The sequence below is a fragment of the Flavobacterium oncorhynchi genome (assembly GCF_002217355.1).
In the GTDB taxonomy this organism is placed as follows: Bacteria; Bacteroidota; Bacteroidia; order Flavobacteriales; family Flavobacteriaceae; genus Flavobacterium; species Flavobacterium oncorhynchi.
Genome location: NZ_MUHA01000007.1, coordinates 121,168 through 133,608, shown reverse-complemented (window position 1 = coordinate 133,608; position 12,441 = coordinate 121,168). Strand labels below are relative to the sequence as shown.

Genomic DNA, 12,441 nt, shown 5'->3' with positions numbered 1-12,441 from the left:
TACTGCTTAGCCTGTTGGTTTGTAGTTGGCTAAAAAATAATCTAACACATAGAAACATAGATTTATATCTAAAAAAGAATACAAAAAGAAACATGTTTCTTTCGCATAGCATTGCTATATGTATTTAAAAAAAGTGAAACGCCTAATTTTCGATTGCAAAAGCTATGTTTCTATGTGTTGGAAGAATTATACCCAACAGAGAAAACTTAACAAATCTTTACGCAGTCCTGCTATTATTTTGTGAAATAACTTTATTAATTTCGCTTTGAGTGTTTTACGGATTTTAAAAAGGCCCAAAATGAGAAATAAATACTGCCAAATTTTGCTTGTTCTTTTTATGCAAACAGCAATTTCTCAAAACAAAATTAATCTTTTTTCTGAAATCAATTACAGCTCCATTCCTGCAGTTTCTTTAAATGATTATAAATCAGTTCAGGAAAGAGATCCCAGTTTTCAGAATCCTAATATTGCACTCGGCATAAGTATTTCTGGAGGCGGTTCAAGAGCGCAGTTTTTCAGCATGGGAGTTCTTCTTGGTCTTGAAGAAATTAGCGAGAACAATCTGCAGCGCAATTTTTTGAATGAAATCGACTATTATTCGACAGTTTCGGGCGGCTGTTTTTCGGCAGGATATTATTTAACCATTCTCAAGAATAAATTATTTCAAGACAACTGTTCTTTCAACGAGTTTTATTTTTCGAAAGCAGACGCATATAAAGACTATGTCGATAAATCGGCCAATATATTGTCGCTTTTAAACAACAGCCGTAACGAAAAAGGAGATCGAGTATCAATGACACAGCGCATAGATGCCGATATTTTGCAATACGATGCTATAAATCCTGACAACAAAGATAAATTTGGAAAACAAATGCTGCTGTCTGATTTTTTTATCCCAAAAGAAAGTAATGTTGTGCCTTTGATGCCAATGTTTATTGCTAATGGAACTGCTTTTAATAACGGAGAACGAATTCCGTTTATGCCGCATATTATTAAAGGATTAAAGCTTAATGCATCGCTTGCGCCAAATAGAGCTGCTTTGCCATTAAACGAAAGTGAAATTAATGACGGATATAATTTTCCTGTAACGTATGGTATTACGGCGAGTTCTGCCTTTCCGGGTGTTTTGCCAAAGGTTAAATTTGGCGTCAAAGATCAAAGTAAAATATTGTGTATTATAGACGGCGGTGCTTCGGATAATATGGGATATAAAACTTTGGCTGAAGTACTTCACAGCGATACTAAAGTAAATGATAAAAATAAAAAAGCCGTTTTTATTGATTGTCTCGGTCAGGGAAAAAAGGAACCTTATATAAACGACACGAAAATAGGGCTTCTTTCGTTGTTTGAAACGGCTTCTCTTTATACGGTTCAAACGCGATATATGACTTTTGATAAAGATGTAGAAAGTACTTTTGAAAGATATAAGATTCCTGTTAAGAATTATCAGATAATTGGTTTTACTACAATTCGGGACCATTTGCTGAAAATGGTGAAAGATCAAGATTACAATGATTTAGTGGCAGAATTGAAAGGAACAAACGACGATTCCAGCAGTTGGATTAAGCTGTTTGTCAATTTTAAGGAAGATTTGGTCACTAGATTTGGTGAAAGTGCCTTTAAAAAAGATAAAGACGGCGAAATAATAGTAGCAACACTCGATAAAGATAAATTTCCAGAATTGACTGCAAGCGAAGTTTTACTGTTGTATGAATACGCTTCTCACGTTGAAACAAAATTGCGAATTACCGCTCAGGAAAGAGATGTCTTGCTTTTATCCGGACGCTTTGCGGTATTTTTAAAAACAAATGAATTAAGAGAATTACTCGTAGAGTATAAGTAAATTAACTCATTGAGTGTAACTGCAAAAACAACAATGATTAAACGCATAGAAACATAGGTTTTGTATCTAAAAAAGAAGACAAAAAGAAACACGTTTCTTTCGCATAGCACAGCTATGTTTATTTAAAAAAAGTGAAGCGCCTAATTTAGACTGCAAAAGCTATGTTTCTATGTGCTGAAAGTAATTACAGCTAGTGCGTTAAATTAAGGGCTTTCTTAAAAAAGTGATTTTAATTAAAAAGGGTAAGCAGATTATTTTATATTTGGCAGCCCCTAATTATTAAAATCAAGAACAATGAGAATTAAAACCTACTTAATTCTCAGTGGCATTTTTCTATTTTTATCCTCTTGTGGAAAAAAAGAGAAAGAAATCATTGAGGAAAATGCTTCATCGCTGGCTCTAAAAACAGAGACACCTAAACCAGTTGAAAAACTGATTTTCAAGAATAGTGAATATATAATTTCTTCTGACGAATTAGATTTAAGTCTGCTCAAAAAAGTATCCGAAAACTTGAAAATCGAATATAATGCTGTTAAAATAGAAGATGTCAGCTCGATAAAATACAATGAGGAAACAACTTTTTTTGTGATTTGTATTGTTAGAAAGGAGAACAAATCAAAATCAAATGATGAAAATCGTGGCAATTATTACGAAAGAAAATATGTTTTCGTAAACAACAGCGACGGAAAAATTCTGGCGGAAGAATCTGATGTTGGTCTTGGCTATTATGAAAATAAAGGCTTAAGAGTTGGTAAAACCTATATTTTGAAAAATCTATTGAAACTAGATGAAAAGAATCAGGCAATTGCTTTTACCACAGCAGTGTATTCAAACAGCAGAGTGGTAGTGTATTCTGAGGAAAAGCTCACGATTATGACTTTCGACGGAAATAAAATGAAGAAATTATTGTACGAATATCCTATTCGGTCAGTAAATGGAGATTCAGACGGAAGCGGTACCTATCAAATTGAAACGCTCGAAACCGGTATTAGTATTTCTGATGCTCAGTCAAATGGATTTTATGATTTATTGGTTTCAAAAATATTTTCGTACGAAGCCGCTGCAGAGGAAGACTTAGAAAATGATATTGAAAAAATGAATGATTTAAAAGTTAAAAAAGAATTTCAAAGGCTGCGATACAATGGCAAAATCTACACGTTTAAAAAAGACGATCAAAGCCGATTTTTATAATTTTGTACACGTATAGAAACTAAATAAATGCTAAAAAAAATACTTTTTGTTTTATTGATTTTACCTGTTTTTTTGCTGGCACAAGAAAGGGAAAGAGAAGTGTCTAATAATGTGACACGGTATTTTTATGACGATCATGTAGTGTCTATTGAGATTTGGTATGGAGCCGATAAAAAGCCAGACAGTTCTAAAACTTATTATTCAAACGGGAAACTAAATGAAGTTTTTTATTTTGATAAAGACGGTAAAAAAGACGGCGATTGTTTTCAGTTCAACAAACAAGGTGAAAAACTCGTAACGTGGAATTTTGTGCACGGAAAATTAACCAGCAGAGTAGATCATAAACTGCCTTTTAATAAAGACCGAGAAGAAACAGTCAAGAAAGCATTAAAAATGCTGACAGAAATTAATGCAAAAACTAATTTTAATCCAACAAGAATTAACGATCTCTATAATCGAGGAGTTTTAAGAATCAGCCTTGGTAATACAACATTGGCCATTGAGGATTTAAAAAAGGTTGAATATAGTATTGATAGAGATCCTAAAAACAAGAATTTAGTTTTATCAGATTCAGCGCAAAAGAAAGCTGCTGCTTTTCGCAGTAAGCTTTATGATCGTATGGCAAGCATTTATGGATCACTCGAAATGGAAAGTTTTGCCTTTCATTATTATTTTAAAGCAATCCAGAATGCACCCAATGATTATCGCATTTTATATAATTTTGCAACATTGTTGCAACAGCGAAAATCGTATGATTTGGCGCGTTATTATTTAGAGAAAATCATAGCAGCAAAACCCGATCATGCACACGCCAGATGGGGACTTGCAAGATTGTACAGCGATATTGGCGAGTACGAAAAAGCAATGGATAATATCATGTTTGCCTTTGTATCTGAAAGTGCTATTATAGAAAGAACAACAGCATATGGAGGACGAGATTTAAGAACGACCAGAGGTTTAATCTATCATAAACTTGGAGAATCGGACAAAGGAATTGCCGATTTAAAAATGGCGCTGGAGATGGATAAAAACAATTCCTACGCGATGAAAAATCTTGGAATCATTTATCTGGATCAAAAAAAATATAATGATGCCTGTAAGTTGTTTATAAAAGCAAAAGAACTTAATTATGCTTTAACGTATGATGAATTTGATCTCGATATGCTTTTAGAAAATGCCTGCAATAATATGCCGTCAAAAGAAGAGGGAAAGAGCAAGCCTTTTATTTTTCCAAATCCTGCCGTGACGACAATTACAGTTGAGAATTTAGGTGCTAAAAACTATGATTTTGAGTTTTTTAACTTTGAGTCCGTGTCTGTTTTAAAAGGAAAAACAAGCGACGGAACGATAAATGTTTCGGGTTTGCTTTCGGGATTTTATATTTTAAAAATCACAGTTGACGGTTCAGTTCAAACTTTTAAAATGATAAAAGAATAAATTTTAAAATTTCTTTATAAACCTTTAGATAAACCACATGCATCTGTGGGAAATATCTCTTTCCTCAAAAACTTTGTCATAATCTTAGGAAACATTTGCTTAAATTTGCTTCCGTTATAAAAAATATACAATAGTTATAAAAAACAAGCTATGTTACAAATCGCATTTATTAGAGAAAATCAGGAGAAAGTAATCAAGGCTTTAGCAAAACGAAATATCGATGCTAAAAGCGTTGTTGAAGAGGTGGTGAAATTAGATGAAAACCGTCGTGCTGCGCAAGTTGAGCTAGACAATATTTTATCTGAATCTAATAAATTATCCAAAGACATAGGCGAATTAATGAAAGCGGGAGAGAAATCAAAAGCCGCAATTTTAAAAGAAAAAACCGTTTCATTAAAAGAAAAAAGTAAAGAACTTGGCGAAAAAGCAGAAGCTTTGGCTGTTGAGCTGACTACTAAATTATACACACTTCCAAATCTTCCGGCAGATATCGTTCCTGAAGGAAAAACTCCAGATGATAATTTGAATGTTTTTCAAGAAGGAGATATTCCAGTTTTGCATGAAGGTGCACAACCACATTGGGAATTGGTTAAAAAATACGACATCATCGATTTTGAATTGGGTGTAAAAATTACTGGAGCTGGTTTTCCTGTTTACAAAGGAAAAGGAGCTCGTTTGCAACGTGCTTTAATCAATTACTTTTTAGATAAAAATACAGCTGCAGGATATAACGAAGTTCAAGTGCCGCATTTGGTAAATGAAGCTTCAGGTTACGGAACTGGGCAATTGCCAGATAAAGAAGGGCAAATGTATCACGCTGGAGTTGATGATTTATATTTGATTCCAACAGCTGAGGTGCCAGTTACCAATTTATTCCGCGACGTTATTTTAAACGAAAGTGAATTGCCGGTTTTACATACCGCTTATACACCATGTTTCCGTCGTGAAGCAGGTTCATATGGAGCGCACGTACGCGGATTAAACCGTTTGCATCAATTTGATAAAGTTGAAATCGTTCGTGTAGAACACCCAAATAATTCATACCAAGCGCTTGACGGAATGGTAGAGCATATAAAGAATATTTTGCAGGAACTAAAATTGCCATACAGAATTTTACGTTTATGTGGAGGTGATATGGGTTTCACATCAGCTTTAACCTATGATTTTGAAGTGTTTTCTACAGCGCAGGATCGTTGGTTAGAAATTAGTTCAGTTTCTAACTTCGAAACTTTTCAAGCAAACCGCTTAAAACTGCGTTTTAAAGACAAAGATGGTAAAAACCAATTGGCACACACATTAAACGGAAGTTCATTGGCTTTGCCTAGAGTTTTAGCAGGAATTATAGAAAATTATCAAACACCAGAAGGAATCGTAATTCCAGAAGTTTTACGCCCTTACTGCGGTTTTGACATCATAAATTAAAAATTTCGTACATTTAGGGTTAAACCTAACAGGTTTTTTTAAACTTGTTAGGTTTTCTTAATTGTAACAGTCAGCATAATTAAAATTGAAGAGGATGAATGGAGTGTTAAATTGGAATGTAGATCCTGTTATTTATTGGATAACTGATAGTTTTCCTTTAAAGTATTACGGAGCGCTTTTTGCTTGCGGACTTTTATTAGGATATTATATCGTAAGGAATATTTACAAAAAGGAAAATCTTTCTATCGAGAATCTTGACAGTCTGCTGGTTTATGTAATTGTTGGAACAATTTTGGGTGCAAGATTAGGGCATGTTTTTTTCTATGAGCCTGAATATTTTATGCAGCATCCAGTAGAAATTCTTTTGCCGATAAAAGAAACAGCGGGAGTTTATAAATTTGTTGGTTATCAAGGTTTAGCAAGTCACGGCGGATCAATAGGAGTTCTGATTGCATTGGTTTTATACTGTCGAAAATATCATGTTAAGTTTTTGTGGCTTTTAGATAAAATGGCAGTTGGAGTTCCGGTAACAGGAGCATTTATCAGGTTTGGGAATTTTATGAATTCTGAAATCTACGGAAAGGCTACTAACGGAAATTGGGGAGTTGTTTTTCAAAGAGACGATATGATTCCGAGACATCCAACCCAACTGTATGAAGCATTTGCTTATTTACTGATTTTTGGTATTTTGTTTAAAATGTATAAATCAGAAAGAATTAGAAATGCCAACGGATTGATTTTTGGAACCTTTTTGACACTATTGTTTTTAGCGCGATTTATAATTGAATTTTTTAAGGAAAATCAAGAAAGTTTCGAGAATAATATGCTTTTTAATATGGGACAATTATTGAGTATTCCTTTTATAATTATTGGCATAGTTTTGATTGTTTTAAAGTCAAGACAAAAAAATGATTACGCAGGAATTTGATAATTACTGTGTTCAGATTCTAAAACAGGTAAGTAAAAGCCGCAACTTAATAAGCTGAATATGAAAAACATCTTTATCTATATCGTTTTGTTGTGGTCTGGTTTTGTATTCGCGCAAAACGAGCAATTGGCAAATAATTATTATGAGAAAGGCGATTTTGAGAAAGCTAAACTGATTTATGAAGAGCTTTTAAAAGGTTCTCCATCTAATACGCAGTATTTTTTAAGAACGGTAGACTGTTACCAACAACTGCAAATGTATGATGTTGCCGAAAAAACGATTCAGGATCGCTATAACAAATACAAGCAAGGTGTTTTTTTAGTTGAATTAGGATATAATTTTCAGTTACAAAAAAATGACTCTAAGGCTACATCGTACTACGAGCAGGCAATCGATAAAATCAAAACAAGTCCTAATGATGTTTACGGAATAGGTAATTCTTTTGAGAAAAAAGTTTTGCTTGAATATGCGGTGAAAGCCTATCAAATGGGAATGCAGGTACAGCCCAATTATAATTTTAACTTCCAAATCGGGATGTTATACGGTCAGCTTGGGAAAACAGATCTAATGATCGATATGCTGCTGACAGAATCGTATCAGAATCCGCAAAATTCCAATTTGATACAAACGCAGCTTTCCCGTTTTATGAATGGCGAAACAGATAATACTGCATTTAAAGATGCTATGCGAAAAGCCTTGATTTTAAAAACACAAAAAGATCAAGATGTTTTTTGGAATCATTATCTAAGCTGGTTTTATGTACAGCAAAAAGAATTTGGAAAAGCATTTATTCAAGAGAAAGCAATTTACAAACGCGAACCAGAATCATTGATAAGCATTGTAAATCTGAGCCAGTTTGCCATAAATGAAGATGATACTGACACGGCAGAAGAAATTTTAAATTTCATTCTTCAAAACACCAAAGATTTAGATTTATTGGTAGAGAGCAACGCCCGTTTAATGCAGATTAAAATAGATAAAGCACAGGAAAAAGATTATCCAGCAATTACAAATGAGTTACAGCAATTGCTCACAACTTACGAAATAACTCCTTTTACCTTATCTTTGCAATTAATTCAAGCGCATTTTTTAGCTTTTAATCTAAAAAAGACAGAGGAAGCTAAGACAATTGTTAAAAAAGCGCTGGAATTAAATTTGAATGCATATCAGCAGGCAGATGCCAAGATGGAACTTGCAGATATTTTGTTATTAGAAGAAAAATTCAATCAGGCATTAATTTATTATTCGCAGATTCAATTAGATCTAAAGAATGATGTTATGGTGTATGAAGCAAGTTTAAAAGCCGCTAAAACAAGTTATTTTAAAACTGATTTTGAGTGGGCTTTAGCACAGTTTAAAGCATTAAAATCGGCAAATACACAATTGATTGCCAATGATGCTCTGGAGTATTTTTTGTTAATAAACGATAATAAAGCTGCCGATTCGACACAAACAGCTTTGAAACAGTTTGCAAAAGGTGATTTTTTAATTTATCAAAATAAAAAACAAGATGCAATTGCACAGTTTCAAAGCATATTAAAGGCTTATAAAGGACAGGAAATTGAAGCTGTTACAATGTTGCGTTTAGGTAAGATTTACGAGAGTTTGAAGGATTACAATTCGGCTTTAAGCCAATACCAGCAAATTATCGATCATCACAGCGACGGAATTTATGTTGATGAAGCACTGTTTTTTTCGGCAGAAATTTACAACGACGAATTGCATGATACAGAAAAGGCAAAGCCTTTATATGAAAAGGTAATTTTTAATCATCAGGATAGTATTTACTTTGTTGATGCCAGAAAAAAATACCGAGAGTTAAGAGGGGATAAGAATTTGTAAAATTAAATTCCAAAAAACAAATTAATAATACGATGATTCAATAAGGGATTAAGAGCCTAGAAAGAAAAAAAATCAGCATCTTAATGCCTCAGAATCTCAGAATCTTTAGAAAAAATGATTATTTACAACGTTACAACCAATATACACGAAAGCGTTCACGACCAATGGTTAAAATGGATGCAGGAAAAACACATACCAGAAGTTTTGGCAACTCAAAAATTCTCATCGGCAAGAATTGTTAGAGTTTTAGTTGAAGAGGAAATGGGAGGTATTACATATTCAGTTCAATATATAACAGACAGCAAGGCTACTTTAGAAAAGTATTACCTTGAAGACGCACCTAAATTAAGACAAGAAGCATTAGAATTATTTGCTGATAAAATGCTCTCTTTTAGAACAGAATTGGAGCTTATTTCAGAGCACTAGTTTGAGTTTTTAATCTCGGTTTTGCGCTTTTAGTTATAAAATCGGAAAAAAAACTAAATAAAACTTTGTGTCTTTGAGTCTTAGTAGTAAAAAAGTTTGAGCCTTTGCAGCAAAAAGAATACTTTTGCGCCCTCGCGGCAAAACAAGATAGAAAATGGAAAAAGTAAAAGCCAAAAAACACTTAGGACAACATTTCCTTAAAGACGAAAGTATTGCAAAAGCAATTGCCGATACTTTGAGCTTAAAGGGATATGAAGAGGTTTTAGAAATAGGGCCTGGGATGGGTGTGCTTACTAAGTATTTGCTCGAGAAACCAATTAATACTCACGTGATCGAAATTGATACCGAATCTGTGGCGTATTTAGGGGAGAACTATCCAAAATTAAAAGATCAGATTATCTCGAAAGATTTTCTGAAATACAATATACATGAAGTATACGGAGATAAACAATTTGCAATAATTGGAAATTTCCCTTATAATATCTCTACTCAAATTGTTTTTAGAACATTAGAGTTTAGAGACCAGATTCCTGAGTTTTCGGGAATGTTTCAAAAAGAAGTTGCAGAACGAATCTGCGAGAAAAAAGGCTCCAAAGCCTATGGAATCTTATCTGTTTTAGCACAGGCTTTCTATGATACTGAGTATCTGTTTACGGTAGATGAAAATGTTTTTATTCCTCCGCCCAAGGTCAAGTCGGGTGTGATGAAAATGACCCGAAAGGAAGATTATAGTCTTCCTTGTGGTGAAAAGTTATTTTTTACAGTAGTAAAAACGGCTTTTCAGCAAAGACGAAAAACATTACGTAACAGTTTGAAAACATTAAATTTATCTGATAATCTGCGAGAAGACACTATCTTTGATAAACGTCCGGAACAGCTTAGTGTCGAGGAATTTATTGTTTTGACTCAAAAAATAGAAGCCGATGGAGTTTAAAATCAGTAAAGAGCTCATTAAGGAAATAGAACAGCTTATTCAAGCTAAGAACAATAAAGAGCTAGAGGTTTTATTGAATGACATGCACCATGCTGATTTCGCCGAAATACTTGACGAAATTGACATTGCAGATGCTACTTATATTTTTAAGGTTTTAGACAGCGAGAAAACAGCCGAGATTCTTTTGGAATTAGAGGATGATCTGCGTGAGAAAATCTTAAATAGACTTTCACCAAAGGAAATTGCAGAAGAGCTTGATGAGCTTGAAACGAATGATGCCGCAGATATTATTGGTGAACTTTCGAAAGATAGAAAAGCTGAAGTAATCTCGGAACTTCAAGACGTTGAGCACGCAAAAAGCATTGTAGACTTACTTCGTTACGATGAAGATACTGCCGGAGGTATCATGCATAAAGAGTTAGTGAAAGTTAATGAAAACTGGAACGTTCTTACTTGTGTGAAAGAAATGCGTATTCAAGCCGAAAATGTTTCAAGAGTACATTCTATTTATGTCGTCGACGATGAAAACCGTCTTAAAGGCAGATTATCACTTAAGGATTTGCTGACTACTTCTACTAAAACACAAATTTCAGATATTTATATTAGAAAATTGTATTCTGTAAATGTTGAAACACCAGATGTTGAGGTTGCTCGAATAATGGATAAATACGACCTGGAAGCAATACCTGTAGTAGATGAATTAGGACGTTTAGTGGGACGCATTACAATTGATGATATTATCGACGTAATCAAAGATGAAATCGAAAAAAGAGATACCGAAGATATTCAAAAGTTTGGAGGTCTTGAAGCGTTAGAACTTCCTTACGTTCAAACTCGACTTGGTGAAATGGTGAAAAAGAGAGCAACTTGGCTGGTTGTTCTGTTTATTGGTGAAATGTTTACCGCTTCGGCAATGGGATTTTTTGAAGGAGAAATCGAAAAAGCCGTTGTTCTAGCCTTATTTGTGCCGCTTATTATTTCGAGTGGAGGAAATTCAGGTTCGCAAGCTGCAACATTGATTATTCGTGCTATGGCCTTAAAGGAACTTACTTTAAAGGATTGGTGGTATGTAATGAAAAAAGAAATTGCATCTGGATTTCTATTAGGAGCAATCTTAGGTATTGTTGGTTTTATTAGAATTTTAGTTTGGCAGCAAAGCGGATTATATGAATATGGAGAGCACTGGTTGGCGATAGGAATGACAGTTTCACTTTCATTAGTATTTATTGTTTTGTGGGGAACGCTTTCAGGATCAATGATACCCTTTTTGTTGAAAAAGCTTAAGCTGGATCCTGCAACTTCATCAGCACCTTTTGTTGCTACTTTGGTTGATGTAACCGGATTAGTGATTTACTTTACAATTGCGTCCTTACTCTTAAAAGGGAAGTTGTTATAAAATAAAATAGGTTTGTTTACTGCATTGAATTAGGGTTTTTCAACCGCTAAAGGATTTTCGAACTTTAGATTTTTGCCACAAATTGATAGTTTACAGTGATTTAAAATGGGTAAAATCTACGTAATTTACATGCCGAAAAATGAGCTGTTAATCAGCCAACAATAAATTAAAACCAAGCAGGATGAAAGTACATATTATAGGGGGAGGGAACCTAGGCGTTTCTATTGCCTTAGGAATTGCAAAATTTTCAAAAAACAATCAAGTTACAGTAACAAGAAGAAACACTGCAAGTATTCAATATTTATCTGAATACGGAATTACTGTTTCTAATGATAATAAACATAATATTCAGGAAGCTGATGTAGTGATTTTAACCATAAAACCGTATCAAGTGGATATCGTTTTAGCTGAAATTCTGCCAGTTATTCAAAATAAAACAATTGCTTCGGCAGTAAGCGGATTGTCTTTGGATGTTCTTCAATCCAAAACAAATAACGAATATCCAGTGGTGCGTATTATGCCAAACATTGCGGCACAGTTTGGAGAATCGGCAACCTGTATTTCTTTTCCAGAAAAAGACCGTGAAAAAGCACTGCCAATTGTTGATCTATTTCAAGATTTAGGAACAGCTCCGGTAATTGATGAAAAATTAATGGATGCAGCGACTGTTTTAGGTGCTTGCGGTACTGCATATGCCTTGCGTTACATTCGTGCTTCTATGCAGGCAGGAATTGAAATTGGATTCGATTCAAACACGGCTTTAGCAATTGCTGCGCAAACCGTAAAAGGAGCAGCAAAAATGTTATTAGAAGAAAAAGTGCATCCAGAACAATTAATCGACCGTGTAACAACGCCTCAAGGCTGTACAATTGTTGGTTTGAATGAAATGGAACACAATGGTTTCAGTTCATCATTGATAAAAGGCATTAAGACTTCTTTGAAACAAATTAAAGGCTGAGAATAAATAAAATCAATATTTAAAAATCCTAATTCCAAACTTGATAAGTAGGGAGTTAGGATTT

10 protein-coding genes are annotated in these 12,441 nt (G+C 33.9%); all 10 read left to right on the top strand.

What is annotated here, in order from left to right; all coding sequences use genetic code 11:
* Positions 1-298: 298 nt before the first annotated feature.
* The gene (locus tag B0A75_RS06020; protein WP_089053395.1) at positions 299-1,843 is read left to right on the top strand and encodes a patatin-like phospholipase family protein; all 1,545 of its coding nucleotides are present in this window, start codon (positions 299-301) and stop codon (positions 1,841-1,843) included.
* Between the two features lie 294 nt (positions 1,844-2,137).
* On the top strand, positions 2,138-3,034 hold the full coding sequence (locus tag B0A75_RS06015) for a hypothetical protein (protein ID WP_089053394.1): 897 nt from the start codon (positions 2,138-2,140) through the stop codon (positions 3,032-3,034).
* Positions 3,035-3,061: 27 nt separating this feature from the next.
* Positions 3,062-4,471 (top strand): T9SS type A sorting domain-containing protein, encoded by a 1,410-nt coding sequence (locus B0A75_RS06010; protein WP_089053393.1) that lies wholly within the window; start codon positions 3,062-3,064, stop codon positions 4,469-4,471.
* 150 nt (positions 4,472-4,621) lie between these two features.
* A complete protein-coding gene (gene serS, locus B0A75_RS06005; protein ID WP_089053392.1) occupies positions 4,622-5,893 on the top strand; it encodes a serine--tRNA ligase in 1,272 nt (423 codons plus the stop codon).
* Positions 5,894-5,987: 94 nt separating this feature from the next.
* On the top strand, positions 5,988-6,821 hold the full coding sequence (gene lgt / locus B0A75_RS06000) for a prolipoprotein diacylglyceryl transferase (protein ID WP_089053391.1): 834 nt from the start codon (positions 5,988-5,990) through the stop codon (positions 6,819-6,821).
* 60 nt (positions 6,822-6,881) lie between these two features.
* Positions 6,882-8,663, top strand: a complete 1,782-nt coding sequence (locus B0A75_RS05995; protein ID WP_089053390.1) for a tetratricopeptide repeat protein — start codon at positions 6,882-6,884, stop codon at positions 8,661-8,663.
* A 114-nt stretch (positions 8,664-8,777) separates the two neighbouring features.
* Positions 8,778-9,089, top strand: coding sequence for a DUF4286 family protein (locus B0A75_RS05990; RefSeq protein ID WP_089053389.1), 312 nt, complete (start codon positions 8,778-8,780; stop codon positions 9,087-9,089).
* Between the two features lie 154 nt (positions 9,090-9,243).
* Positions 9,244-10,023 carry a 16S rRNA (adenine(1518)-N(6)/adenine(1519)-N(6))-dimethyltransferase RsmA gene (gene rsmA, locus B0A75_RS05985; RefSeq protein ID WP_089053388.1) on the top strand — a complete coding sequence of 260 codons (780 nt, stop codon included), beginning with the start codon at positions 9,244-9,246 and terminating at the stop codon, positions 10,021-10,023.
* On the top strand, positions 10,013-11,419 hold the full coding sequence (mgtE, locus tag B0A75_RS05980) for a magnesium transporter (protein WP_089053387.1): 1,407 nt from the start codon (positions 10,013-10,015) through the stop codon (positions 11,417-11,419). The genes rsmA and mgtE overlap by 11 nt, the downstream gene beginning before the upstream one ends.
* 181 nt (positions 11,420-11,600) lie before the next feature.
* Complete coding sequence (proC, locus tag B0A75_RS05975) at positions 11,601-12,377, top strand: pyrroline-5-carboxylate reductase (RefSeq protein WP_089053386.1); 777 nt, start codon at positions 11,601-11,603, stop codon at positions 12,375-12,377.
* The last annotated feature ends 64 nt before the right edge of the window (positions 12,378-12,441 follow it).

What these genes read in the sequence shown, in the direction of transcription:
- proC (WP_089053386.1), top strand. Translation starts at nt 11,601, where the DNA reads ATGAAAGTACATATTATAGGGGGAGGGAACCTAGGCGTTTCTATTGCC.
- rsmA (WP_089053388.1), top strand. Translation starts at nt 9,244, where the DNA reads ATGGAAAAAGTAAAAGCCAAAAAACACTTAGGACAACATTTCCTTAAA.
- B0A75_RS06020 (WP_089053395.1), top strand. Translation starts at nt 299, where the DNA reads ATGAGAAATAAATACTGCCAAATTTTGCTTGTTCTTTTTATGCAAACA.
- B0A75_RS06010 (WP_089053393.1), top strand. Translation starts at nt 3,062, where the DNA reads ATGCTAAAAAAAATACTTTTTGTTTTATTGATTTTACCTGTTTTTTTG.
- B0A75_RS05990 (WP_089053389.1), top strand. Translation starts at nt 8,778, where the DNA reads ATGATTATTTACAACGTTACAACCAATATACACGAAAGCGTTCACGAC.
- mgtE (WP_089053387.1), top strand. Translation starts at nt 10,013, where the DNA reads ATGGAGTTTAAAATCAGTAAAGAGCTCATTAAGGAAATAGAACAGCTT.
- lgt (WP_089053391.1), top strand. Translation starts at nt 5,988, where the DNA reads ATGAATGGAGTGTTAAATTGGAATGTAGATCCTGTTATTTATTGGATA.
- B0A75_RS06015 (WP_089053394.1), top strand. Translation starts at nt 2,138, where the DNA reads ATGAGAATTAAAACCTACTTAATTCTCAGTGGCATTTTTCTATTTTTA.
- B0A75_RS05995 (WP_089053390.1), top strand. Translation starts at nt 6,882, where the DNA reads ATGAAAAACATCTTTATCTATATCGTTTTGTTGTGGTCTGGTTTTGTA.
- serS (WP_089053392.1), top strand. Translation starts at nt 4,622, where the DNA reads ATGTTACAAATCGCATTTATTAGAGAAAATCAGGAGAAAGTAATCAAG.